15 protein-coding genes are annotated in these 26,293 nt (G+C 71.1%); 5 read left to right on the plus strand and 10 right to left on the minus strand.

Annotation, left to right across the window (positions count from 1 at the left end):
• Window positions 1–6: 6 nt before the first annotated feature.
• Together G6O68_RS20855 and G6O68_RS20860 are read right to left on the minus strand one after the other, a co-directional pair.
• On the minus strand, window positions 7–6,963 hold the full coding sequence (locus G6O68_RS20855; RefSeq protein WP_165250575.1) for a M56 family metallopeptidase: 6,957 nt from the start codon (window positions 6,961–6,963) through the stop codon (window positions 7–9).
• Complete coding sequence (locus tag G6O68_RS20860; protein ID WP_165250576.1) at window positions 6,960–7,352, minus strand: BlaI/MecI/CopY family transcriptional regulator; 393 nt, start codon at window positions 7,350–7,352, stop codon at window positions 6,960–6,962. Before G6O68_RS20860 ends, G6O68_RS20855 begins: the two co-directional genes overlap by 4 nt.
• Before the next feature lie 236 nt (window positions 7,353–7,588).
• On the opposite strand from G6O68_RS20860, the gene G6O68_RS20865 reads away from it, so the two are divergent.
• Window positions 7,589–10,042: a tetratricopeptide repeat protein gene (locus G6O68_RS20865; RefSeq protein ID WP_165250577.1), complete on the plus strand. Its 2,454-nt coding sequence runs from the start codon at window positions 7,589–7,591 to the stop codon at window positions 10,040–10,042.
• Window positions 10,043–10,217: 175 nt separating this feature from the next.
• Entirely contained in the window at window positions 10,218–10,958 is a 741-nt protein-coding gene (locus tag G6O68_RS20870; RefSeq protein ID WP_165250578.1) for a YebC/PmpR family DNA-binding transcriptional regulator, read from the plus strand.
• Between the two features lie 398 nt (window positions 10,959–11,356).
• Here G6O68_RS20870 and G6O68_RS20875 read toward each other — a convergent pair whose 3' ends face one another.
• The 6 genes from G6O68_RS20875 to G6O68_RS20900 form a co-directional block, all read right to left on the minus strand.
• The gene (locus G6O68_RS20875) at window positions 11,357–11,728 is read right to left on the minus strand and encodes a hypothetical protein (protein WP_165250579.1); all 372 of its coding nucleotides are present in this window, start codon (window positions 11,726–11,728) and stop codon (window positions 11,357–11,359) included.
• A 184-nt stretch (window positions 11,729–11,912) separates the two neighbouring features.
• The gene (locus G6O68_RS20880; RefSeq protein ID WP_165250580.1) at window positions 11,913–13,919 is read right to left on the minus strand and encodes an SHD1 domain-containing protein; all 2,007 of its coding nucleotides are present in this window, start codon (window positions 13,917–13,919) and stop codon (window positions 11,913–11,915) included.
• 145 nt (window positions 13,920–14,064) lie between these two features.
• Window positions 14,065–14,922, minus strand: coding sequence for an SPFH domain-containing protein (locus tag G6O68_RS20885; protein WP_165250629.1), 858 nt, complete (start codon window positions 14,920–14,922; stop codon window positions 14,065–14,067).
• A gap of 401 nt (window positions 14,923–15,323) precedes the next feature.
• The gene (locus G6O68_RS20890; protein ID WP_165250581.1) at window positions 15,324–15,806 is read right to left on the minus strand and encodes a hypothetical protein; all 483 of its coding nucleotides are present in this window, start codon (window positions 15,804–15,806) and stop codon (window positions 15,324–15,326) included.
• Window positions 15,807–16,085: 279 nt separating this feature from the next.
• Window positions 16,086–16,826 carry a YqjF family protein gene (locus G6O68_RS20895; protein WP_165250582.1) on the minus strand — a complete coding sequence of 247 codons (741 nt, stop codon included), beginning with the start codon at window positions 16,824–16,826 and terminating at the stop codon, window positions 16,086–16,088.
• A 144-nt stretch (window positions 16,827–16,970) separates the two neighbouring features.
• Window positions 16,971–17,597, minus strand: coding sequence for a PEP-CTERM sorting domain-containing protein (locus G6O68_RS20900; RefSeq protein WP_240911420.1), 627 nt, complete (start codon window positions 17,595–17,597; stop codon window positions 16,971–16,973).
• A 601-nt stretch (window positions 17,598–18,198) separates the two neighbouring features.
• Between G6O68_RS20900 and G6O68_RS20905 the strand changes: the two genes are divergently transcribed.
• Window positions 18,199–19,926, plus strand: coding sequence for a calcineurin-like phosphoesterase C-terminal domain-containing protein (locus tag G6O68_RS20905; RefSeq protein ID WP_165250584.1), 1,728 nt, complete (start codon window positions 18,199–18,201; stop codon window positions 19,924–19,926).
• A gap of 45 nt (window positions 19,927–19,971) precedes the next feature.
• Here G6O68_RS20905 and G6O68_RS20910 read toward each other — a convergent pair whose 3' ends face one another.
• Together G6O68_RS20910 and G6O68_RS20915 are read right to left on the minus strand one after the other, a co-directional pair.
• Window positions 19,972–20,595 (minus strand): hypothetical protein, encoded by a 624-nt coding sequence (locus tag G6O68_RS20910; RefSeq protein WP_165250585.1) that lies wholly within the window; start codon window positions 20,593–20,595, stop codon window positions 19,972–19,974.
• A 281-nt stretch (window positions 20,596–20,876) separates the two neighbouring features.
• Entirely contained in the window at window positions 20,877–21,431 is a 555-nt protein-coding gene (locus G6O68_RS20915) for an RNA polymerase sigma factor (RefSeq protein WP_165250586.1), read from the minus strand.
• Window positions 21,432–21,612: 181 nt separating this feature from the next.
• On the opposite strand from G6O68_RS20915, the gene G6O68_RS20920 reads away from it, so the two are divergent.
• Both G6O68_RS20920 and G6O68_RS20925 read left to right on the plus strand, forming a co-directional pair.
• Window positions 21,613–21,795 carry a hypothetical protein gene (locus G6O68_RS20920; protein WP_165250587.1) on the plus strand — a complete coding sequence of 61 codons (183 nt, stop codon included), beginning with the start codon at window positions 21,613–21,615 and terminating at the stop codon, window positions 21,793–21,795.
• A 700-nt stretch (window positions 21,796–22,495) separates the two neighbouring features.
• Window positions 22,496–25,831 (plus strand): hypothetical protein, encoded by a 3,336-nt coding sequence (locus G6O68_RS20925; RefSeq protein ID WP_165250588.1) that lies wholly within the window; start codon window positions 22,496–22,498, stop codon window positions 25,829–25,831.
• Window positions 25,832–26,293: the final 462 nt, after the last annotated feature.

Below are 26,293 nucleotides of genomic sequence, written 5' to 3' on the forward strand. Positions count from 1 at the left end.
GCCCGCCTACCGACCGAGCCGGATCTCGCCCGCGTCGGCGGTCCGGCCGGGCTCGACCTCGACCTCGCGCTGCGCGGTCCGAAGGGCGTCCTTCCGGCCCGCGAACGGCGCGGCCAGCCCACCCTTCGAGACGATCAGGACGTACTTGCACCCGGCGGGCGCCGCGACGGCGAACCGGCCCTCGGCGTCGGCGACGCTCGCGATCGACCGGAAGCCGAAGTTGACGCCCGCGGCGACGATCGCGTGGACCGCGGCGGCCGAGGCCGGCGAGCCGTCCACGTCGGTCACCTTGCCGACGATCCGGGCCAGCGGCACGAGCTTGACCTCGACGGGGCCCTTCGTGTCGTCCCCGGGCCGCAGTTCGACGACCGCGCCAAGGCCCTTCCCCTCGTGGCGGAGGGACAGGCTGCGCGTCTCGTCGGGGCGGAGGTGGAGGACCTCGAACTCGCTCGCCTCCTGCGTCTCGGACGCCGGCTCCCCCTGCCGGGTCCGGCCGTACATCTCCGCCCCGGTCGCGGGTTCGCCCCGATCGTCGACGACCCGGACGCGCACCGACGCCCCGCGCGTCGCCGCAAGCTCGACGACCACGGTCTTCGCGCCCGCCGGCGGGTCGATGGGCTTCATCACGGTGGGCCAGGCCGAGCTGGGCTGATTCGGGTTGCTGTAGGTGTCGAGCCGACCGCCGGGAGCGAGCTTCCGGGTCGATTCGTCATATCCCTGGCCCTGCATGTGACGCATCGGCGAAGGCTCCACCGCGCCGACGACGGCGGGCCCGGGAAGGCCGACGATGCGGAACGACCCGTCGGCCCGGGTGCGGTTGAGTTCGCGGAAGTCGCGGCCCTCCGGGCGCGAGGCGCCCAACTCGGACTCGTCGAACTCCGGAAGCTCGCGCGTGAACGGGTTGGTCCGCAGCGGCAGGTAGTGCACGTCGGCGCCGGCGATGGGCTCGCCGGTCTCCTCGTCGGTCAGGCGTCCCAGGATCCAGAGGCCCTCGTGCAGCGCCGCGGAGACCTCGATCGGGCCGTCTCCCGGCGCGTCGGGGATCGGGATCTCGCGAAACATGTGGGGCGTCGCGGAGGTGGTCGGGGACGAAGGCGCGATCGACGTCGCGGGCATCGCGAGGATCACGTTCCCCTCGCCCGACGGCATGCCGACGAGGCGGAACCGGCCGTTGGGCCCGGCCGTCGTCCTCAGGCTGGTGATCGCGACGAAGTTGGAGCCCGCGAAGCGGTAGCTGCGGACCTCCGCGCCGGGGATCGGAACGCCGGTCGCCGCGTCCGTGACGATCCCCTCGATGGGCCGGCTCGGCGCGGACGTATGCGTGAAGTCCGGGCCGTGGACGACGATCGGCTCGGCCCCGTATGGGTTCGAGAAGCCGGGCGCGGGCGTCGGTGGTCCCGGCCGGGTGACGACGTCGATCTCCGCGTAGGCGATCGCGTCGCCCGCGATCGCCAACCGCACCACTCGCTCCGCCGGGATCCCGTCGATCCGGAACCGGCCGTCGGCGTCGGTGGCGAACCGGCGACCCAGGAGCGCCTTGGCCTCCCCCGCCTCGGCCAGCAGGCGGCCCGCGATCGACCCGTCCTCCCCCGCCCTCGCCTCTTCGAGCCACGCCGCCAGGTCCCCTTGCTTCGGGGCCCGGATCCCCTCGATCGTCGCCATCGCCCCCGCGACCGGCCTCCCTTGGCGGTCGACGATCCGTCCGGTGATCGGGACGGCCCCCGCACCGGCGTCGATCAAAACCGGCTTCCCCTTGTCGACGTCGAACGTGCCGAAGTCGATCGGCTTGCCGGGCTCGATGACCAGGTCGCGGGTGAGGAAGAAACGCTGGAAACCGTTCGTGAGCCTGTCCCTGGCGACCCGGAGACCGCTGCCTTGTTCCTGGGCGTTGGCGACGGAGACGTTGTAGGGCCCCCCCACGTCGGCGAGGAATCGGAACCGACCTTGCTCGTCGATGGGGTTCATCGGCTCGATCAACTCGCCGAAACCGTTCGGGTTGGTGCTGAACGAGACGAGGATCCGCGCCTGGAACGGAGGGCCCTCGGCCCGGACGAGGCGGCCGGTGATGGGGACCTTCCGACCGACGAGCACCGTACGGTGGGGGGAGTCGGCGGCAATGGTCAGCCTCGCCCCCCGCTGCCCGTCCGGCGACTGGATCGCGATCTTCCGCACCTCGCCCGGGGAGAGCCCTTCGACCGCTTCCTCGGTCACGCCGTCGGTAGCCGGGGAGCGGGACGGGATCCCGCTCCTCTCCGGCTGTCGACCGCTCACGATCCGCGCCGACACCGGCGCCCCCGCCTCATCGACGAACTTCAACACGACCGACCGGCCGCGTTCGACCGAGACCTCGCAGGCGAAGGTGGTCGCGCCTTCGGGGACGTCGACCGTCTGGTAGCCGTGGAACGCGCGCACCATGCCGAAGTAGTCCCACGGCAGGGTCGTACCCTGGCGGCTCTTGCCGACGGCCTCGACCCCGGTCCCGAGCCGGTACGATTCGTCCTCGGCGCGGGCCGCGACGATCCCTCGGCCGGGGATGCCCAGCACGCGGAAGGCGCCGGATGCGTCGGTGTGGAACCGCTTGCCGTGCAGCTCGGTCTTCTCGGTGTGCCCGCCGATCGACGGCGGCTCCAGGTAGTCCCCCGCCCTGGGGTTCGAGATGGCCGGGACGTAGTCGACCGTGGCTGCGACGGCCTTGCCGTCGGCCTTGTCGATCACCTGGCCCGTGATCCAGACGCCGCGGTGCAGTTCGACGTCGCAGGTCGCCCGGCCGTCGACGTCGGGCTTCGTCTCCACGCCCCGCCGGATGAAGAAAGGCTGTTCGGCCCGGGGATGGACCGACAGCCGGGGGCCGTCCCCCACGACGCGGGGGACGCCGACGATCCGATAACGGCCCTGCTCGTCGGTCGCGGCCGAGAATCGCGGGGGGATCTGCGGCGACCGTTCCGACTCGACCCCGACGACGACGCCGGCGATCGGCTCGCGCGTCCCGGCCTCGCGGACGACCCCCTCGACGATCCAGCCCGGCTCGACGGTTAGGGTGCATGTCGACCCGTGGATCAGCCGACCCGACAGCCGGTCGACGACCCGGGTCCCGCCGACCTGCCTGGGCTCCTGGGGACGCCTCGGCTCCATGGCCCTCGCGAGGACGAGGAAGGTCGTCGTTGCGACGTCCGGTCGCGTCACCTCGACGTAGGCCAGCGCGTCGCGGCCGAGGCCCTCGACGCGGAATCGGCCGTCGGCGTCGGTCGTCAGGCCCTCGGCCCCGATCGCCGCCGCCAGGGGCTCGCCGGGGAGTTGGGATCGGCCGGTCAGCTTCCAGGGCTCGACCGCGTCGGCCGTCGCGCCCGCCGCGAGCGCCTCGACCGAAGCGATCCGCACCCGCGCCCCCTCGACGGGCTTTCCCTGCGGGTCGACCACCCGGCCGTCGATCGGCTGATCCCCGCCCGGCAGTCGCGCCTCCCCGTCGCGAGCCAGCGCCGCGCCGAAGCCTCGCGCGGCCGCCAGCACGCTCACCTGCGCGTCCCTCTGCCTCGGGTCGCGGGGGCCCTCCTCGGCGATCGGCGCGAAGCCGGGGATCTCGTACTTTCCGTCCGCATCCGTCGTGGCGCGATGCACCTCGATCGACTGGGTGGACGCATCCTCCCGCAATTCCACCGCCCGAGCCTTCGCCGGAAGATACCGCCAGCCGACCACCGCCGCACCGGCGACGGGCCGGCCGTCGGCGTCCAGAACGCGGCCCCGGATCGGCTTGGGCTTCGGGGCCTCAGCCCCGGCGACGGCCTCGGCCGGCTTGCCCGTATCGACGTCGAACGTCCCCAGGTCGATCGGCCCGGCCGCGTCGACCTCCCGATCCCGCACGAGGTCGAAGCCCTCGAAGCCGCCGGGGACCTTCTTCGTGGAATGGCTGCGGCCGCCGTTCGGATTCTCGCGGACGAGGTTCATGGCGAAGACCCGGATCGGGGCGCCTCGGTAGGCGACGCAGCGGAACCTCCCCTCGGCGTCGATGTCGGACGAGGAGATCGCCATCGACGGCCTGGGCCGGCGGTCGGGGGCCAGCGCTTCCACCTCCACCTGGCCCTTCGCCGGTCTTCCGTCGGAATGTACCATGCGGCCCGTCACCAGGACGGTCGGGGGCACGACGACGGTTCGCTCGGGATCGCCTTCGGCGACGGTGAGGATCGCTCCCAGGTTCCTGTCGAAGTTCTGCAGCATGACCGTGCGGACCTCGCCCGGGTCGAGGCCCAGGATGCGAGCCTCGGCCTGTTCCAGTACGAAACCCTCTTCGTCCAGGCTGTTCGGCAGACGTCCGGAGACGAGCCGAGCGGGTGCCGGCGCGCCGGCCTCGTCGACGAACCTGAGGAGCACGGAGCCGCCCCGGACGAGCCGGACGTCCCCCACGGACGCCGGAGCGGCGTCGGCGACCTCGACGGCCTTCATCGCGTGGAACGAGCCGGGGGCGATCCGCAGGTAGGTGGCCAGTCGGTCCACGTCGTTCAGGCGCTCGATCGCCTCGGCGCCGATCCGCACGCGGTAGCCCAGGTCGTCGGCCTTGACCAGGACCACGCCGCGCCCGGGCATGCCCAGCACGCGGAAGCGGCCCTCGGCGTCGGTGCGGAAGCGCTCGCCGTGCAGCCGCGACGTGAAGACGGCGCCCGGCGGTGCGGGGAGGTAGTCCGGCGCGTGCGGGTTGTCCTCCATCGGGACGTAGTCCACCCGCGCGGCGACCGGCTTGCCGTCGGCCTGGTCGAGCGCCCGGCCCTCGATCCAGGCCCCGCGCTTGAGCTTCACGTCGAACGTAGTCGGACCGGCCTCGGGGGCGGGCGGGAGCGCCAGCCGTTCCGCCGCGAAGTAGGGCCGATCCACGGCCGGGTAGACGAACAGATTGCGAGCCCGGTCGCCCGCGATCGGGATGCCTTCCAGCCGGTAGCGGCCCTCGGCGTCGGTTCGGCATCCGCTCGCCTCGTCGACCGGGCTCGGCCAGTTGAAGACCGGTTTCGCGGTGACGAACGCGCCGGCGATCGGCGATCCGTCGTCGGCGTCGCGGACGAACCCTTCGATCGGCCGCGACGACTCGACGACGAGCGTGCAGGCGGCGCCGTGGATCTCGGTGAACGACCGATCGCCGAGCCGGCCGTCCTGGAAAGAATGGGTGTTCGGGAGTTCGGCCCGGTCCATCGCCCGGGTCAGTACGAGGGCGTATCGGCTCGCCGCAACGGGCCCGGAGATCGCCAGGATCGCCACGGAATCGCGCCCCAACCCTTCGATGCGGAAGCGGCCCTCGGCATCGGTTGACACTTCGGACCCGGACGGCGGCAGGTCGTCCAGGAAGGTCCGGTCGCCGATCCGCCAGGGTTCGGCCGGGTCGGCCTGCTTCCCCGCCGGCAGGAAGTACACGTTCTGGGGCCGGACCTTCGCGCCGGCGACCGGCCCGCCTTGTGCGTCCACCACGCGGCCGTCGATCGGCGGACCGGGCACGCCGAGCCTCACAGTCCCGTCTTCCCCGAGCGTCCCAGGGCCGTGCCCCTTCGCGACGGCGACCAGGCGCATCGGATACTTCGGATCGGCCGGCGGCGTGTCGAACCCGGCCAGCTCGAAGCGGCCCTCGTCGTCGGTCGTCCCTCGTCGTTCTTCGTACGATCCGAGCTTCACCCCGCCCGGACCAACGCGCCCCTCCCGCATGCTCCAGGCCGTGACGCCCGCCCCCGCGACGGGACTGCCAGCCTGGTCGACGACCCGGCCCCGGATCGGTTCGGTTTTGAAAGTGGGATCGGCGGGGGCGGGTGCCTGGTCGTCCTCGATCGGGGCCGACTCCTCGGCGGCGGGGCGGTCGCCGACGCGGAGGAGGCCGGCGACGGCGGTGGAGGCCAGGCCGATGGCCAAGACGGTGAGCAGGGCGCGGCGGCCGGCGCGGGTCATGAGCGGGCGGGAGGCGTCGAGGATCCGCGCGACGCGGCGGGCCAGCAGCGACCGCGGCGAGACCATGCCGACCATGCCCGGACCCAGCGGCGGCAGGGCCCGGCCGGCCAGGTCGACGAGCAGCTCGGCGTAGCGGGCGCGGTCGGCGCCGAAGGCCACCACCACGTCGTCGCAGACCTCCTCGGCCGACGACTCCAGGCGTCGCGAGAGCGCCCACAGCAAGGGCTGGAACCAGAGCGCCGCGACGGCCAGCCGACGCGCCAGGTTCCACCAGGCGTCGCGGCGGGCCAGGTGCGCCAGTTCGTGGACGAAGGCGTCGCGCGGGTCGTCGGCCCCCTCCGGCAGCAGGATCATCGGCCGTCGCAGGCCGTCCAGGCAGGGACTCGGCAGGAACGGGCTCCGCCGCACCGGGGGGGGCGCCACGCCCAGCCGGCCGGCGATCTCGTCGCAGGTCGCCTGCAGCTCCGGCTCCACGAGCGCCGCCGTCGCCCGCAGCCCTCGCATCCGAATCTGCTGGACGAGCATCCGCGCCAGGAGCAACAGCGTCCCGAAGGCCCAGGCCGCCACGCCGGCGGCCGCGGCCCTCGCGATCGTCTCGGGACGGCCGGGCTCCGGTTCCGGCGTCGTCGGCGCGACGGCCTCGATCGGGGCCTGGGCTTCCCTCGCGGGGGGCGTCCACGACGGCTCGGGCGCGGGCTCGCGCGGGGATTCGTCGAAGGCCGCCCGCACCGCGATCGGCTCCGTGCGGGGCGCCGGCTCGGGCTCGATCGCGGCGATCGTCGCCGCCGGCGGCTCGGCCGGCGCGAACTCCGGCAGCCGGATCGCGATCCCGTCGAAGCCCATCGCCGCCAGCGCCGCGGAGGCCACGGGGCCGAGCAGGACGGCCGCCAGCGTGGTCCGGTAGACGATCGATTGGAGCGCCGGGCCGCGGGCCTTCGCCCATCGCCCGGCGGCCAACCCCAGGAGCAGGAGGGCCGACGACTGCGCCAGCCAGGTCAGGCCGAAGCCCCCCGCCGCCAGGGCGGCGCCCAGGAATGCGTCGCTCATTTCGCACCCCCTTCCCCGCCCTTGCGGGTCTCGTCGATCAGCTTGCGGAGCGCGTCCAGCTCGGTGCGGGACAGGCCCTCGTCCTTGATCAGGTGGGCGACCAGGCTGCCGACGTTGCCGCCGAAGACCCGCTCCAGCAGGTCGCGGGTGGCCGTCCGCTTGACGCGGTCCTCCTTGAGCTTGGCGAAGAAGACGAACGTCCGGCCGTCGGCCTCGTGGCCGGCCGCCCCCTTGGCTTCGAGCTGCCGCAGGAGCGTCTGCACCGTGCTGTGCGCGACGGGCTCGCGCTCGTTGAGCGCGTCGGTGATCTCCCGGGCGCTGGCCCTGCCCCGGTCCCACAACACCTGCATGATCCGGAACTGCATCCGGCCCAGCTGCGTCTCGCCCATGGCGGGTCCCTCCCGGAGCCTCGGTTCGTTGACTGGGGTAAATTTACCAGAGTAAACGATCCGGTCAAGGGGGCGGCGTTCGGGCGGGGAGGGTCCGGGGGTTGAGGACGTCTTGGCAGGCTCCGTCGGGTGCTGATACGATGGACTGGTAGTCTCGGCGGCGATCCCGCCGGGCTGGGATGAGGACGAGGGACCGTCATCCCGACGGGCTCCATCGAGGACGGGGAGAGGTGAACATGGTCGGGCCGATCCGATGGTCTGCGACGTGTCGGGCGGGCTGGACGGCGGTCGCGCTGGCGGCCTGGACGGTCGGCCCCGGCGCGGGCCGGGCCCGCGCCCAGGAGGCGAAGCCCGAGGCCGAGGCCCCCGCTCCCAAGGGGGCCGCCCCGGCGGAGGCCGCCCCCAGGCCGGACGTGACGGAGCTTTACGAACGCCTCGGCGACGACCCGCCGAAGCCCTTCGTGCCCCAGAACCCCCAGACGGTCGAGGACCGCAAGCGGATCGAGGCCGTTCGGCTCTACACCGCCGCCCGGGCCCTGGAAGACCGCCGGGCCTTCGCCGACGCGGCCGACGTGCTGCAGGAGGCGTACAAGCTCGACCCCGAATCGACGGCGATCGCCCGCCGCCTGAGCCGGCTCTACGTCGGCCCCCTGGCCCGGCCCGACCTCGCCGTCGAGTTCGGCAAGAAGGCCCTGACCGCCGAGCCCGGCGACACCGACACGCTCGAGCGCCTATTCCAGTTCCACCTCCAGCGCAACGACCTGCGGGCCTGCGAGACGCTCCTGCAGGAGGTGCTCGCCAACCCCAAGCTGGAGCCCCACTCGCCGGGCCGGATCGTGGCCTGGTTCGAGCTGGGCCGGCTCTACTCCACCGGCCTGAGCGACCCGGAGAAGGCGGCCGACGCCTACGCCAAGGTCATGGCCGAGCTGGACGACAAGGAGTCGAACAAGCTCGCCCCGGCCGACGTGGCGCGGATCCTCGGCAACGAACCGGCCTCGACCTACCGCGACTTCGGCATCGTCTTCCTCGCCGCCAAGCGCGACGACCTGGCCGTCAAGGCGTTCGAGCGCGGGCTGGTCTACGACGATTCCAACCCCCAGATCCCCCTGCTCCTGGCCGAGACCTACCTGAAGGCCAACCAGGGGGACAAGGCCCTCGCGCTGGTCGACCGCTACATCAAGCGGCAGCCCCAGGGCGTCGAGGCTTATGAGCTGCTCGCCAAGGTGCTCAAGGCCCTCAACCAGGAAGACCAGATCACCCCCCGGCTCGAAGAGGCCGCGCAGCGAGACGCCAAGAACGTGCCGCTGCAATACGTCCTGGCCGACCGCTACCGCGAGACCGGCCAGGTCGACAAGGCCGAGGCGCTCTACAAGGGCCTGCTGGCCAGCCAGCCGAACCCCCAGACCTACCGCGCCCTGGCCGCGTCGCTGCTCAAGCGGAAGAAGCCCGGCGACCTGCTGAAGGTGTTCTGCGAAGCCATCGGCCGGCCCCAGGGGTTCGAGGCCGTCATGCCCCAGCTCCAGGCCGTGGCGACCGACGACGCGATGGCCGAGGAGCTGCTCGACGAGGGGATCAAGCTCCTCTCCGCCGACCCCCCGGCGCTCCCCCAGGCCCCCGCGTTCACCGTCCTGAGCATCATCGCCAACCCCGACCGCGGCGACCAGAAGGCCCCCCGGCTCGAACGCCTGCTCAAGCTCCAGCGGCTGATGCTGGAACGCTCGCCCAACCCCAAGATCTACCTCGAAGTCGTCGACACCCAGCGCCGCCTGGAGCGGTTCGGCGACGCGGCCGAGACCCTGGAGCAGATGCTCGCCAAGTATCCCGGCGAGCGCAAGCCCCGCTACCTGTTCTTCCTGGCGAGCTTCTACCGCAAGACCGACCGCGCCGAGAAGGCCCTGGAGATCGCCCGCGAGTCCGTCAAGATCGAGCCCACCGACTCCGAGACCCGCGCCCAGGCCGCCAACCTCCTGGCCGAGCTGGGCAAGATCGACGAGGCGGTGCCGATCTTCGAGAAGCTCATCAAGGATGAGCCCGGCAACCCGATGTACGAGTTCATGCTCGGCGGGCTGCTCACCAAGTACGGCCGCAACGACGAGGCCGCCAAGTTCTTCCAGGAGATGCTGACGCGCAACGCCGGCAAGGACGAGATCGCCAAGCTGATCCGCTCCAACCTGTCGATCGTCTACGTCAACCAGGGGGACTACGCCAAGGGCGAGGCCGAGCTGGAGACGGTCCTCCAGCAGTTCCCGGAGGACCCCGGCGTCAACAACGACCTGGGCTACCTCTACGCCGACCAGGGCAAGAACCTGGAGAAGGCCGAGGCGATGATCCGCAAGGCCCTCAAGGAGGACCCGGACAACTTCGCGTACCTCGACAGCCTGGGCTGGGCGCTGTTCAAGCAGGGCAAGTACCAGGAGGCCGTCGAGCCACTGGAGAAGGCCGTCGAGCTGCACAAGGAGGCCGAGAAGCGCGGCCTCTCCTCGCCCGACGCCACCCTGCCCGACCACCTGGGGGACGTCTACCTGCAGCTCCGCGAGGTCGAGAAGGCCCGGACCTGGTGGCGCGAGGCCGAGCAGGCCGCCGCCCGCAGCGAGCCCCCGGACAAGCGCCTGGAGGAGATCCGCAAGAAGCTGGCCTCGCTCGACTCCCTCGAACAGGGCCCCATGCCCTCGACGGGCCAGACCCCCTGACCCGCATCCCCGGGGCCGCGTCCGGTCGACCCGGCCCCCTATAGACCCCCCCCCGGGCCGGCGCTCGAATCGAATCGAGTCGCCGGCCCGTCGTCGTCGACGCCGACCGAACTTCGACGTGACGCGTGAAGCGAACCGGCCGCGCGGCCGCCCGAGAGAGGAGCCGAGATCCCCGATGGCAGGACATTCCCACTCCGCGAACATCGCCCATCGCAAGGGCGCCGTCGACGCCAAGCGGGGCAAGCTCTTCAGCAAGCTCTGCCGCGCGATCTACGTGGCCGCCCGCAACGGCGGCGGCGACCCGGCCGCCAACCTCCGCCTTCGTTACGCGATCGACAAGGCCCGGCAGTTCTCCTGCCCCAAGGAGAACATCGAGCGTTCGATCAAGAAGGCCACCGGCGAGCTGGGCGCGGAGAACTTCGAAGAGGTGATGTACGAGGGCTACGGCCCCTCGGGCGTGGCCGTACTCTGCGAGGTCCTCACCGACAACCGCAACCGCACCGCCGGCGACCTGCGGCGGATCTTCGAGAACGCCGGCGGCAACCTCGGCGCCACCGGCTGCGTGAACTACCTGTTCACCTACAAGGGCCTCTTCCTCGTCGACCCCAAGCACGTCGAGGAGGACGCCCTGATGGAAGTCGCCCTCGAAGCCGGCGCCGACGACGTCGAACTGGTCGAGAACTACTTCGAGGTCACCTGCGACCCCAAGCAGTTCGACGTCGTCCAGAAGGCCCTCGAAGACGCCAAGATCCCCACCGAGAGCGCCGAGACCAGCTACATCCCCTCCACCTACGTCGACCTCGACGTCGACGCCGGTCGGAAGATGCTCAGGCTCCGCGACCTCCTCGACGAGAACGACGACGTCCAGAACGTCTACGCCAACGACAACATCCCCGAGGAAGTCCTCGCGGACTGAGGCCAGCCCGGACCTCCGCTCCCGGTCCTGAGTCGCCCGGAGGGAAGGTCAGCGGCGCCGTCGATCGTTGGCCCGTAGGGGGGGCGGCCTAGCCCCTCTCGCCAACCCCTCGTCACGGAGGGCAGGCCCGATCAGGATCGGGCGGACGAGACGTACAACCCGGCCAGGTGCGAGGCGCCGACCTCGGCGATCGCGCGGAGGGCGTCGGCCGAGAACCGGGGCGTGGCGGAGGCTCACGCGGTGAAGGCCGGGTCCTGCGGATCTGTCGTTGTCAGGGTCGGGGCCAGTCATCCTCCTACAATCCGTCCGTCTCCCCCGTCCGAAAGCGTTCACGAGTCGAGGAGAAAATTTATTTGTATATAAATACGTTGATTTTAGGAGCGGAGCCCTGATCGCCATTAGCCTTGTTTGGCGACTTCAGCAAAATGCCGAAGCCAGTCTTCGACCGCTTGCACGATCTCTGCCTTGGAGCGACTCTCCAACATCTTCAGTGGATTAGCCCAAGAGACTGACATCTTTGTGTCGTCGGGGGATTTCCGGATCGCGAGAAGGCGGAAGGTGCCATGAGGGTCGCCGTCGGGATACCACCCGAGGTCGATAAGGACCGAATTCCGCCCATGTACCAGTTGGAGAAGGTCCTCGCCGAATCCAATTGAAGCATGATCGTCGGCTTCAAATCCGGATTCGGTATCAAGGAACATGTTCCATTGGATCTCCCAGCCGGTCGGAATCCGGAGCGGCTGGAGGGAGGGTTCCGGCATGACGGGCATCCTGCATTCCTCCGATGCAAGTACAGGCTTGGCGGAAAGCCATCATACCCTCGACAGCAGCGAGGGAACGGCATCGCACTGCTGCGAACCCGGCGAGCACGCTCGCGGCTGCTGGGTCATCGATTCGATCCCGGGACGGTCTTGAAGCGCAGGCCGTCCCGATGATCTCCGAGGCCGGTTGAGGTCAGCGCACCCCCGCCGTGGAGACCTGGGAGACGCCCAGCGTGGACGAGCCGCTGGGGCCCGGCCGGGCGAGCAGGCGGGGCAGCTCGACGTTCTCGAAGAACGCGTAGTTGGGCTGCTCGAACTTCTTGACGTGGTCGGCCAGCGACTCGTTCGGGCCGAGATGGGCGATCTCGAAGTGCGGCAGCGTGGACGAGCCGGACTCCCACGCCGGTTTGCCCTGATACGTCATCTTGATCCGGCTGATCTGGGGGCGGACCTTGAAGGTGTCGGTCCGGAACCCCAGCCCCATCGTCCGGTAGGAGATCTCCTCCTCCTTGCCCGCCTCCACCGCCGGGAGCAGCACCAGGGCCGCGCCCGGCGCCACCTTCACCTGCATCGCGGCGAGCTTCGCCGTCAGGGACTCCACCACCTTGCCCCGTCGCGAGGCGTCGGGGACGGCCGAGGCGTCGATCGAGACGGTCGCCCCCGGGCGGAGGATGAAAAAGTTCGGGTCGGCCAGCGCCTGCTTGAGCGTCTGCAGGACGCTCGGCTGGGGGAGGCGGGCCGGCACCAGGGCGCCGGGCTGGTTGTGCCCCGCGCCCAGGAGGAACCAGCAGAGCCCGTCGCGGTCGCAGACGGCGGCCTCGGGCCCCTGGTACTCCCAGAGCTTGACCTGGCTCTCGACGTCGATCAGGTAGCGGCCGCCCGCCAGGAAATGCTCGTCGTCCACCCAGGCGGGGGGCTGGTCGGGGGTGACGGCGATCGGGTGGAGGGCGATCTCGCGCCGGAGCACGCCGTCCTCGGCGTTCCAGACGAACGCCTTGCCGGCCGTGATGCAGGCGAACTTCTTCCCCGAGGGGCTGAACCCGAAAGTCGGCCAGGGGGCGTGCTGGACCGGAAGGGGTTGGAGCGCGGCGACCTGGCCGGCCTCGACGTCGAGCAGGCCGACCTTGCCGTCGCCGGCGAACGCCAGGAACTTGCCGTCGGGCGAGAGGGCCGGCAGGCAGCCGTCGGCCACCGAGAGGGTCAGCGTGGGACGCACCGGCTCGGCGTCCCAGACCACGAGCTTGCCGCCCCCCACCGTCGCGAACCGATCCGGCCCGAGGAACGCGGCCCACTTCACGTCACGCGCCGGCCCCTGCACGTCGCCGTAGGGGGCCATGCGCCAGGCCCGCGTCGGCCCCTGGGGCGTCAGCTCCCACAACTCCAGCTTGTCGGCGTTGCCGAAGCCGAATTCGTCCTTGCGCATCAGAGCCCGGTCGCCGGCGTCGGAGAGCGCCACGGGCGACATGACGCCCTCGGCCTTCGCCACGCCCAGGGTCTTGCCGGCCTTGAGGTCGCAGAGGACCAGCCGAGTGACGCCGGGCTTGGGGTCGTCCAGCGTGTAACCGATCGCGGCGTGGGTGCCGGGCGCGTTCAGGACGTAGCCCTTGCGACGCTCGAAGAAGTTGGTCGTCCCGGGGATCGGCACGCCTCGGGGCCGCGCGGCGGCGGCGGCGGGATCGGATGGGGCGGCGGGCGCGATCGCGACCTTCCAGTCGCCGTCGGGAGGGAGTCCCGCGAGCTGGGCCGAGGACCAGTCGGGCTCGATCTCCTCGGGCTCGCCGCTGGTCGGGGCCGGGCGCTGACGCGGGCTCGCCGCGGTCGCTCGGGATGGCCGGGCCATCGCGCCGGGGCGGCCGGCGGGGGCCTTGGGCTGGAACGGATCGGCGGCTTCCTTGGGCTTGAACGGGTCCTCGTCGGCCAGCTTCTTCTGCTGCTCGGCGACGTAATTCCGGTCGGCCGAGCAGAGTCGATCCAGCAGGACCTGCATCTCCTTCCCGTCGGCCTTACGGAGGGTGACGTTCTCCCCCTCCACGCCGACGTACCGGGCCTCGATCTTGAACCGGCCGCTGACGTCCTTCCAGATGCGCAACTCGGGCTCGTCGGCCCGGACCGTCACCGGCGGGGCGAGGCCCGTCGCCAGCAGGAACGTGCAGCCGATCGCCCACCGCCGCCACGAACCCCAAGAGGGGAATCCGCGCATGACCAGGCCCCCGAGACGCGAAATGGAGAGACGCCCCGGCCGCGTCCCCGATCCGCGACGTGGGATCGAGGCGTGCCGAGGCGTCGAATCTATCGGGGCGGCGCGGGAGGTTCAAGCGTGCAACGTTGCGGGTTTCGCGGGGGCCTCACTTGCCGGCGTTGACCGTCGGCTGGGTGCCCCGGTCGGAGCAGAGGACGACGAGTAGGTTGCCGATCATGGCGGCCTTCTTGTCGTTGTCCAGCTCGACGATGTTGTGGTGAGAGAGCCGGTCCAGGGCCATCTCGACCATCCCCACCGCGCCCTCCACGATCATCGTCCGGGCGGCGATCACCGCCCCCGCCTGCTGGCGCTGGAGCATCGCGTGGGCGATCTCCTGGGCGTAGGCCAGGTGGCTGATGCGGGCCTCCAGCACCAGGACGCCCGCCTGCACGAGCCGCTCCTGGATCTCCGTCTTGAGGTGCTCGGCGACCTCCGCCGTGTGGCTCCGCAGGGCGATCTCGCCGTCGACGTGGGGGTCGTACGGGTAGTTCAGGGCCAGGTTCCGCAGCGCGGCCTCGCTCTGGACGTGGACGAAGTCGTTGTAGTCGTCGACGTGGAAGAGGGCCTCGGCCGTGTCGACGACCCGCCAGACGACGACCGCGGCGATCTCGATCGGGTTGCCGGCCAGGTCGTTGACCTTCAGCCGCTCGCTCTCGAAGTTCCGCACCCGCAGCGACACGCTGCGCTTGGTGAAGAACGGGTTGACCCATCGCAGCCCCGGCTCGCGGACCGTGCCGCGGTAGTCGCCGAAGAGCTGCAGCACCTTGGCCTCGTTCGGCCCCACCGTGAACAGCCCGATGAGCCCGAAGAAGAGGGCCACCCCCGCCGCCAGCGCCGGCACCACGAAGACGCCGTTCTCGGTGCCGATCGCCACGGCCAGGAACAGAAGCCCGGCCGCCAGCAAGGCCCCGAACCAGGAGAGCACGCTCATGCCCGACCGCGGCTCGACGAGCACCTCGCGCATCTGGATCGTCGCCTTGCCGGTACCTTCCCAATCCGCATCCATCGTCGGAATTCCTGTTTGTTTCTGATGTTGGGTTGCGTCGTTCTCGCCCGTGTCTTCGCCAGGGACCCGGAATTATTGCCCGCAATGGGCGCGGGACGACGACGCGGCCGAAGAGGGGCGTCCCCTGTCTCGACGCGAAGGCCGGCGGCGGCCGCGCGGGAACGGATGGAGACCCGCCTCCGCCGCCGTCGCGGCCGGGCGCGGCCCGCCGTGGCGACGGCCGACGGTGGTCCGCCGCGCGAGTCGACGACCGGGTGCAGCTTCGTCCTGAGCCTTCGGACCGGACCCTAACGGGGCCCCGGTCGGCGGAAGCGAAAATCGACCGTTTTTCACCCGTTTCGCAACGACAGGACGTCGACTCAAGGTCGGTACTTCTCGTCGGGGCCCAGTTCCCGGACCAACTCGGCGAGGCAACCGACGAGCAGTTTCCATTGTTCGACGCCCGCGCCCGGAGGGTACTGGACCTTCGACGGCAAGTTCTTGTCGTGCTTCGTCTTCGTCTCGACCTTGATCAGCCGGTCCGGCCCCGTCAACGTCCAGGTCGCCCGGACGTTGTCCTTCGCCCGGACCTCGGGGCCCCGCATGAAACGGCGATCGATCTCCTCGTACTGCGCCGGCCACAACTCGACCGGCCCGCCTGCCGGTTTCCCGCCCGACCAGTGCGTGTGTCCAACGAACGCGAAATGGTCGTTCGAGGGGAGCATGAGCAGCGCGAAGATCTCCGCCCCCTCGGCCATCCGTCTCTCGTCGAACCCCAGCAGCCAGGCCATCTCCCTGGGGGTCTTTCCGAGGACCCATCGCTCCCTTGTTATGTAGCCCGTAACCAACTTGGTGTTCGTCATGGCTCCTCCCCCTTACAAAGTGGTGGAATCCATGCGTTCATGATTAGCCGGATTTCGTCCTAAAGCAAGGACCGAAGCCGGCCGGAGGGCCGCTCGCCGCTGGAGGATCCGGGGCGATGAGGATTCCGGCGGGGCCGGGCGACCTCGTCCCCCGCGCCCTCGGCGGCCGGGGCCGGGCCGGTCTGATCCGTCGACGTCAGGGACGCGACGTCGGTCGTCGATCGCGACCGGGACAAGCTGGCGAACGGGGGAAGCCGCGAATCGACCGCCGGGCCGGATTCACCCCGCGGGGCGCAGCGGGAAGACGCGGACGCGCACCTCGCTCGCGTAATGGGCGAGGGGCGCGACGTCCGGACGCGGCAGCCCGGCGGCGGCGAGGAGGCACTCCTCCAGTCCGTCGACGCGGGCCGGCTGGAGCGGGTAGGGCGCGTGGTGGACGCGGCCCGCGAGGAGCCGGCCCCGGTGGGTCGTGTAGAGGATGTAACGCTCGGCGAGGAAGTGTTCGAGCGTGCCGGGGGCCGAGGCTCGGGGCGTCCCCTTGGGGCGGTAAGCCAGGTCGCAGCCGGCGGGGGTCGGGCCCGGCCAGAGGCGTTCGGAGCGGTAGGCGATCCCTCCGGCGGCCCGGCTCAGGCCCATCCTGGCGAAATGGTAGGGCAGGCTCCAGAACCGCCGCGCCACCCGTACGGCGAGCGCGTTGGCGGCGTCCAGGCTGAAGAACCAGACGCCCGGATCGCGACCCTGGTGATGCACATAGGTGCGAACGTTGACCTCGTGAAACCGCGAGGTCCCCGGCACCGGCGGCGACCACGAAAAGCGGATCCCGGTCATCGTGAACGGGACCAGGCCGACGTAGGCGACGCCCTCGTGCTCGTCGACCTCCAGAGCCTCGGGGATCAAGGGCCGGAGGACCGCCGCCGGGACGGGCCAGTGGAGGAACAGCAGGTCCGCCCAGCGCTGGCGCATCGAGGTGCGGCCGGCGGGGCGGAGGGTCGGGCCGATGCGGTCGATCGCGTCCGTCATGTCGCGGCTCCCCTTCGCCGTGAGGGCGAGGAGCCGAGTCTAGCGTGCCGCGGAGGGGCCGGCCATCCGTCTCTTTCGCGCGGCGAAAGGCCCGGCCCCATCGCGGGGGCCGGGCCTTCGGTCGAGATCCGCTTGCGGCTTGGTTCAGGCGGTCGTGGCGCGGCGGCGACGGACGGCCCCGACGAGGCCGAGGGCGCCCGCCCCGAGGCCGAACATGGCGACCGAGGCCGGCTCGGGCACCGCGGGGGCGATCCCGCCGATGCGGAGCTGGCGGACGTCGTCGATCCCGCCGGGCGACGAGAAGCCGACGCTGCTGATCCGCTCGCCGTTGATCGCCGTGATGGTGAAGAAGTTCTGCCCGTTGCCCAGGGCGAAAGCCGAGGACGTGTACTGCTCGGGGTTGTTGAAGGCGTCGAAGCCGTTGATCGTGAAGACCACGCTGCCGCTGCCGCTGAACAGGTTGAAGATCAGGCTGGTGAAGGTCGCACCGCCGGCGAGGTTGATGGAATCGAGCCCGAGCAGGTCGCCGGTCTCCGCCTCGACCCGAGCCTGGCCGCTCGAAGGCGACTCCAGGACCTGGGCGGCCGACGTGATGAACACGCCGGTGTTCGTCTGGTTGGTGACTCCGGTGATCGTGTTGCCGACCTCGCCGCTGGTCAGCAGCACGTTCTCGTCGACCTGGGGCACGTTCGCCTTGACGACGACGAAATCGGCCCGGGACAGCCCGGGGGCCGCTGCGAAGCCCAGCAGGGCGAGGGCCAGCGAGAGCACGGACAAGCGAGAAATCTTCATAGGTGCCAGTTCTCCAATCGCAAATCGAAGGTGGTGGGGAAATCGACCGAAACTTCCTGGACCGAGCGCTTCGGAGTTCGACAAATCGTCCGCCTCGCGACCCCTGTCCGCCGAGCTCCCGAGCCGTCGCCCGGATCGGTCGTCCGATCCAAGGTCCGACATCCAACGGATCGCTCGGGTGAATCTGTGTTGAACGATAGCCGGGGCTCGGAGCCCTCGCCATCCGAGGATGAGCGAGAATCCGCCGGCCTTATCGAGGATCGGTCGGTTCCTCCGCAAGTTGATATTGGGCAGTAGTTTCGGCTGTGACTCCGGATGATTCGGGGATCCCACGCGATGTTTTGTAGAGGCATCATGAGTTGTTCATGTCGACTTCGGTGAGCCCTGCGAGGCGGCCCCGCCGCGGATGGGGGTTTCGCGGAGCCCCCGGCCGTCCGGATCCCGCCGGACTCGCGACGCGGTCGAGGTCGGATCGCCCCCCGATTTTCTCCCACGCTTCGTGAAACCCTCTCGAAACGGGCCCATAATGGACCGTCCGTCCCGACGCCAGCCTGGAACCCGCAGCCGGAGATCCGCCGTCATGAGAATGGTCCCCCCCGCCGCCCTGGCCCTGGCCTTGATGGCCGCCCTCGGCCTCGCGCAGGCCCAGCAGGCGCCCAACGCGCCGGCTCCCGGCGCGCCGAAGAACCCGACGGAGGCCGTCGTCCCGGCCGACGCCTCGCCGAGCCCCGCCCCGGCGGCCCCCGTCGGACAGGCGGCGACCGGCCTGGTCTTCCACGACCGCGACGGCGACGGCGTCCGCGACGAGGGGGAGCCGGGCCTGCCGGGCGTCCGGGTCTCCAACGGCCGCGACGTCGTCCGCACCGACGACTCGGGCCGCTACACCCTGCCGGTCGACGACGACACGATGCTGTTCGTCATCAAGCCGCGGAACTGGATGACGCCCGTCGACGGCGAGCAGCTGCCGAAGTTCTCCTACAACCACAAGCCCGGCGGCTCGCCCAAGACCCACTTCCCCGGCGTCGCGCCGACCGGCCCCCTGCCCGCCTCGGTCGACTTCGCGCTCGTCCCCCGGGAGGAGCCCGACTCGTTCAAGCTGCTCCTCTTCGGCGACACCCAGCCGCGCGACGTGAAGGAGGTCGAGTACATCACCCACGACGTGATCGAGCCCCTGATCGCCGCCGGCAAGCACGGGGCGGTCCTGGGCATGACCCTGGGCGACGTGGTCTTCAACGACCTGTCCGTCTTCGAGCCCCTCAAGCAGTCGATCGCGCTCCTGGGCCTCCCCTGGTACAACGTGCTGGGCAACCACGACATGAACTTCGACGCGGCCGACGACCGCTACTCGGACGAGACCTGGGAGCACTACTTCGGCCCGCCGTACTACTCGTTCGACCACGGCCCGGTCCACTTCGTCGTCCTCGACGACGTGATCTGGGTCGCCGCCGACCCGAACGACAAGAAATCCAAGGGGAAGTACCACGGCGGCCTGGGCGCCAGGCAGATGGAGTTCCTCCGCAACGACCTGGCGAACACCCCCAAGGACCAGCTCGTCGTCCTGACCATGCACATCCCGATCACCGAGGTCGAGGAGCGCCGCGAGATCTTCAAGCTGCTGGCCGAGCGCCCGCACTCGCTGTCGATCTCGGCCCACCTGCACCAGCAGCAGCACCGGTTCCTCGGCCCCGAGGACGGCTTCTCCGCCGAGAACCCCCACCACCACCTGGTCCACGGAACCGTCTGCGGGAGCTGGTGGTCCGGCGCGCCGGACGAGAACGGCATCCCCAACGCCACGATGTCCGACGGCGCCCCCAACGGCTACTCGATCGTCACGTTCGACGGGCCCAAATATGACGTGGAGTTCCACGCCGCCCGCCGCCCCGCCGATCACCAGATGAACATCCACGCCCCCGAGGAGGTCGCCTCCGGGGCCCTCGCGGAGACCGACGCGATCGTCAACGTCTTCGCCGGCAACGAGAAGTCGACCGTGGAGATCCGCCTCGGCGACTCGGGCGAATGGCGGCCGATGGAGCAGGTTCGCGAGGCCGACCCGTACTACCTCGCCATGAAGAAGCTGGAGGAGGGCCCCAACCCCCCGCCCGGCCGCAAGCTCCCGAATCCGGCCAAGTCCACCCACCTGTGGAAAGCCAGGCTGGCCGCCGGCGCGGAGGTCCCCGCCCCGGGCACCCACCTGATCCACGTCCGCGCCACCGACATGTTCGGCAAGACGTTCGAGGATCGCCGCGCCGTGCGGATCGCCGGGGGCTCCGACTCCGCCCCCGCCCAGCCGGCCGCCGCCGGCAACTGACCGACGCCGACCGCCTGAAGCCCCGACGAGCCCGGCCCTCCTCCATCACGAGGGGGCCGGGCTCTCGTCGCTCCCGGGCCTGGCCCGACCGTCGCGAGGCCCCGCCACCTCGCGAGACAGTTCGGCGAGCCGCAGCTCGTTCTCCAGCGCCGCGACCCGGCTTTCAAGCCGGAGGCGACGGGCCCATTCGACCGCCAGCCCGGCGCCGGCGCCGGCCAGCATCACGACGGCGACGCCGAGCATCCCGAACGCGGCTCGACGGTCGTCCAGCGAGCGGCCGACCTCGAAGGCCGCGGCGGCCAGGGCGACGACCGCGACCACGCCGACGACCTGAAACGCCCGATCGGCCCGCCACGTCACGCGCCCGCCGCCGAGCAGCACGTGCAAGGTCCAGCCGCCGACCGCCAGCAACCCCGCCGCGCCCGCGACGTGGAAAGCGATCCATTCCGGCGGCATCCCCGGCCCGGCCCCCCCCAGCCGCCAGACGACCAGGAGCGCCAGCCCCAGGTTCAGCGGGGCGCTCAACCAGCCGGCGGCCTTCTGGGCCGGGGTCAGCCGCCGTTCCCGGAGCGCGAGCTTGCCCTCCTCGTAACGGCGCCGGAGTTCGGCGTCCTCGGGCTCGACGCGGATGAGTCGCTCGCCCAGGGTGAGATCGTTACCCGTATTCATGGCTGAAATGTCCCTTGGTATGAGCACGATGGATTTGTGCGAAAACGCCCTTCCCCCCTGGCGGGGGAAGGTGGCCCGTAGGGCCGGATGAGGGGGAAGACCAGCACGGGAGCCGTCCGGAGGATCAGGCGGGCCCGCCGTCAGGGAGACGAATCGAGACCGTAGGCTCTCGGTGCGTCCGCCTTGATGGTCCCCCTCATCCGGCCTTCGGCCACCTTCCCCCACCCGGGGGGGAAGGGGAGATATGCGAATTCCGATTACGTTCCCCCTCCGGCAGGCATTCACGGCGCCCGTGACGGGGCCAGCGCCGCTCTCAGCCGTCGCCGGGCGTGGTGGAGGCGGGACTTGACCGTCCCGATCGGGGCGGAGACGACCTCGGCGATCTCGGCCAGGGGCATGTCCTCCAGGAGGTGCAGGGTCGCGACCTCGCGGTGCGCCAGGCTGAGCGTCGCGAGGGCGGCGTGGACGGCCTCGGCGTCGGCCGGGTCGGGGGCCCAGGCGTCGTCGAGGAGTTCGTCCGGGTCGAGTTCCTCAATGCGGCCTCGTCGGGCTTGCTCGGAGCGGAGGTGGCTCACGGCCTGATTCCGCGCCACGCGGTAGATCCAGGCGCGGAAGGCTCTCGGGTCTTTCAGGTCCCGGAGGTCGCGGAAGGCGGCCATCCAGGTGCGCTGGAGCGCGTCCCAGGCGTCGGCCTCCTGGGGCGTCGTCCGGCGGAGATAGTAGAGGAGCCGGGGCTCCCAACGGCGCATCAGCTCGTCGAACGCCGAGGCGTCCCCGAGCCGGTGCTTCAGGACCAGGATCTCTTCGCGCAGGTTTTCGGGGGCGTCGGTCGTCATGGGGCCCTCGTCGACGGGCTCGCCGGCCCGCCTGGATCAAGGTCGCACCCCGACCCCCGTCGGTTCAATCCGAGGCTCACGCAGGGGAAAAGATTCCGATGGGTCCGGGAGTTGCTCCCCTGCCCTCACCTGTCGAGTCCTCTCCCAGAACAGACCCCCTGACTGCGAACGGAGCGATCCCATGCCCGAAGATCCCAAGAAGCACGACCAGTTCGAGAAGGACGCCGACGCCATCGACGGCGGCGGCGCCACCACCGATCGCGGCAACCGCGACATGGGCCATCCCGGGCCCGCGCCCGAGGAAGCCGACAAGGAGCGCGAACGCGGCGAGCACCATAAGGCCGGCGAGCCCAAGAAGGGCTGACGACGACTTCGATCCCGCGACGGCAAGGCGGGACGCCCCTCGCTCAACACCACCAAGGCGTGGCGGAAAGCCTCAGGGTGCCACGGGTTCGGAGAACCCGTGGACCGGCCGGGGACCTCGGCCGTGGCTCGGGACCGGCCCGACGCCGATTCACGGGTTCGCAGAACCCGTGGCACCCGGTTCAACGCCCGTCGACGACCTCGAGGCGGTGGTGTCGAGTGAGGAGCGTCCCAGGCGGATGACCTTCGGCCCGTCCCCGCCGAGACGTCGCTTTTCCGCCCTCCGAATCCCACGTGGCCCCTGCGCGCGCACAATTCCTCCTGGGGCCGGGTGGAAAATCCGTCTCCAGCTTTTCGAGCCCACGCGACGGCGGACCCCGCGAGGGGCCCGGAGCCCCGCGAATCTCGGCGTGTCCGAGCGAAAAGCCAGTGAGGAAGCGTCGAACGAACCCAATTTTGTATCGATGTTAAAGCATTGTTGGGTATAGGTTTACGGTTGATTTTCTGTTGGCGAACGAACCCAATCGAAGCCAACGGCAGGCGACAGGCGGGAGCGGCCCAGGGCTTCGGGACGAAGGCGCGGGGTGGGCCCTCGGCGAGGGGCGGCTCTTGCCCTTCTCGGTTTTCGGGGGGGCGGATAAGATCCGCGATCCTGAAGGATTCCGTGGAGGGTGGCCCGAGTACAGGGAGGTCTCGAGCCGATGCGAAGCCGGCGACGATCGCGCGTGGGTTGGTGCCTGGTCCTGACGGCCGGGCTGGCGGGGACGGGGATCGGGACCAGGGCCTCGGCCCAGGGGCCGGCGTCGGTGGGGCCCGCGGACGCGCCCGAGGCGGCGGCCGCGCCGCCGCCGGGCGTCCTGCACGATGGGTTCGAGAGCTCGGCCGCCGTCTGGCGTCGGGAGCACACCGACACTACCATCAACCTCCTGGCCCAGGAGCGGTCCGACCGCGCCGCGCACGACGGCCGGCTGTCGGAGCGGTTCCAGTTCGAGGCCGAGCCGGGCAGCCAGTTCTTCGTGAGCTACCCGCTGCCGAACATCCCGGTCACCGACGCCCTGGAGGCGTCGCTGAGCGTCCGGGCGAACCGGGCCGGGGCGCAGCTGTTCGTCCGGGTCGTCCTCCCCAAGGACGTGGACCCGGAGAGCCGGGCCCCGTCGTTCGTGCTGGTCCCCGGCACGGTCTTCGACCGGGTCGACCGCTGGCAGACGCTGGACGTGACCCAGATCCCCCCCGCGGTCGAGCGTCAGGCCCGCGTGCTGCGGGCGTCGTCGAACCGGCCGGTCCCGCTGGAAGGGGCCTACATCGACTGCGTGGTGGTCAACCTGATGGGGGGCCAGGGGGGCGCGGAGGTCTTCCTGGACGACCTCCAGGTCGGCCCCGTCGCGCCCGAGGTCGCCGCCTCGTGGACGCCCCCCGGCGTACGGCCGGAACGCCCCGAGGCCGAGGCCCTGCCGGACGCCTCCGCGCCGGCGTCGGCCCCGGCGGCCGTGGCCGAGGACGCCCCGCGAGGGAAGTACGACCGCATCCGGCTCGACCGCAACTACCTCAGCCGGCTGGAGGACGACCAGCGCCGGCATCCCTGGTTCCCGACCGCCGTCGAGGCCCCCGGGGCCGACGTGGTGGAGCTTCGGCGATACGGGTTCGACGTCCTGGTCGACTCCCACGACGCCGACCGCGACCGCCTGCAGGAGGCCGTCGACCACGGCTTCTCGCTGATGCCCCGGCTCTCGCGTCCGAAGGCCGGCGAGGGGACCGACGCCCGGCTGAGGGAGGTGAAGGAGTATCCGTTCAAGGACGCCGCCGCCTTCTGGATGATCGGCGAGGACCTGGGCCGGAACCGCGAGCGAAAGTTCCGCGACGAGGAGCTGAAGCGGACCCGCGAGCTGATCCAGTCCCTCCACGCCCTGCCGCCGACCTTCTCTCGCCTGACCGTCGGCGAGGTCCGGGGCGAGCTCCCCCTCTACGCCCGCGCGCCTTCGAACCTGGACACGATCGCGATCCCGACCAACCACTGGGCCGCCGCCCAGGACCAGACCGAGTTCCACCGCTTCCTCCTCCAGCGCCGGGAGCTGACGGCCCGGGCGAACGCCGGCCAACTCTACTGGGCGATGATCCCGGCCGCGGCCCCCCGGGCCCTGGTGGAAAACATCTGGGGAGAGGCCCCGCCCCCCGCCTGGGGCGTCCCCCGGCCCCTGCCGGAGCACCTCCGGCTGATGACCTACCTGGCGCTCGCGGCCGGCTACCGCGGGCTGATCTTCCAGGGCGACGCCGACCTCACCCGCCCCGCCGGCCGGCCCCTGCTGATCGAGTCGGCCCTGCTCAACATGGAGATCGACCTGGTCCAGGGGATCCTCGCCCGGAGCGCCGACCCGATCCCGGTCCACTCGGTCTTCGACCCCCCGCCGTCGGACCTGCCGCCGCCGGGGTCGATGCCGACGACGCGGGTGCGGCTGCAACCGGAGGCCAAGGCCAAGCCCTGGCACAAGGCGGCGGCGATCTCGGTGGACCGCCGTGGCGCCCTGCTGCTGATGTCGGACTACTCCGACCACGTCCAGTACCAGCCCCACCAGCTGGCCACCCGCGACCTGGTGGTCCGCGCCATCCTCCCCGAGGGGGTCGAGGCGTTCGACGTCAGCCCCGGCGGGGTGGACGTGCTGGAGCACAAGCGGGGCCCGGGCGGGACCTACGTCACGCTCGGGGAGTTCGGGGTCACCTCGATGATCCTCTGCACGACCGACATGGCGCTGAAGGACCGGATCGAGGTCGCCATCGCGCGGGCCCGGCCGACGGCCGTGCAACTGGCCATCGAGCAGGCCGAGCTGATGCTCCAGCAGGTCGCCGAGATCAACGGCCGGCTCGCCGCCGACGGCGTGACGATCACCTCCCAGGAGGACGTGGCCCAGCGCCGGGCGCTGGGGCTGGACAAGCCCTTCAACGACGCGGCCGAGCTGCTGGCGCGGGCCGAGGCCAGCATCAAGTCGGCCCGCGAGGCCCGCGACCGCGAGGATTTCGGCCTGGCCTGGAAGGAGGCCCGGCGCGCCCACCGTCCGCTCCGCATCCTGGCCTTCGCCCACTGGGTCCAGGCCTACACCGCCCTGTCGAAGGCGGTGCCGTCCGACGCCTTCTCGCCCGACCCGCGCGAGTTCCGGGCCGTCAAGCGGTCCGACCCGCCGGTCCTGATGAAGCCGACGAGCTGCCCCCCCCTGACGACGTTCGCCACCCTCCCCGAGCTCTACGTCTGGCTCGACTGGATCCGCGGCGCGGCCGGCTACGAGTTCGGGGCCAACCGCGTCCCCTCCGGGGCGTTCGACGACCCCGCGGCGATGGCCGACGAGGGCTGGATGAACATGAGCTACGAGGCCGAGGGGATCAAGCCGACCATGGCCGTCGTCGCCCCCGACGTGGGGGTCTCGCGCACCGACCCCGACGCCTCCCCCGACGCCCCGTCCGACGACGGCAACACGGCGATCCGCATGAACGCCACCCCGATCAACCCCAAGGACCTGGAGACCACCCTGCCGCCGTTCGTCGACCACCCCCTGGTCGCCGTCCGCTCGCCGACCCTGAAGGTCCGGGCCAACAACCTGATCCGGATCTCGGTGCTGGTCCGCCGGCCGATCGAGTCGGCCGCGGGCGCGGGGGGGATCATCGTCCGCGACTCGCTCGGCGGCGAGGCCCTCCAGTTCCGGAGCACGGCCCCGATCGTCAACTGGTCGCGGGTCGTCCTGTTCCGCAAGGCCCCGGCCGATGGCGAGTTCAACGTGACCCTCGGCCTGGCGGGCTACGGTCAGGCCTGGTTCGACGACTTCCGCGTGGAGCTGGTCGAGCAGGATCGGGGCGACCTCCCGGTCGACCCGGCCGACGGCCTCGCCGGCGACGAACCCGCCGCCGAGGACGCCGCCGCCGCCTCGACCTCCGCCGCCTCGGCCGATTCCGCCCCCGACCCCCGCCGCGAGTCCCGCGTCCCCCGCCTGCCCGACCCCCGGCTCCCCGCCACGGCCGGGTCGCCTGAACAAAACCCCGCCCGCCGACGTTGAAAGAAGGTCGTTCCCGCCGCCCGGCCCCTACCCGTCACGTCGAAGGGGGCCGGCGAGCGGGGCGTCGCGGCGCGTGGCCGAAAGGCGATCGACGGCGTTTCCGGGCAGGGCCCGCGGACGCCCGTCGCCGCTCCGTCGTTGACAGCGGGCCCCGGGGATGATGCACTTACGGTCCTCGGACGCCGGAAGCCGAAGCGGCCCCTCGGCGTTGTGCTAAACTCGTTCGAGGGCCCGGCTCGCCGGGAGGCCGCGCCGGCGCGGGCCGAAAGCCCCGTCGTCGGCCCCGGAAATCCGGGAGACGTCGGAACTTTCCGCCCCGGCGCCGCATCGAAGGAATTGAGAAAGGGAGGGCGCGGGCCGACACGCCGGCCGGACGCCCCTCCCCCGCCGCCGCCATTCTCGCATTCACGAACCGAATCCACGACGCATATTGACGATACGGCGGGCGGCCCGACGCCGATC

Origin of the sequence: Paludisphaera soli (assembly GCF_011064595.1) — a bacterium.
GTDB lineage: Bacteria > Planctomycetota > Planctomycetia > Isosphaerales > Isosphaeraceae > Paludisphaera > Paludisphaera soli.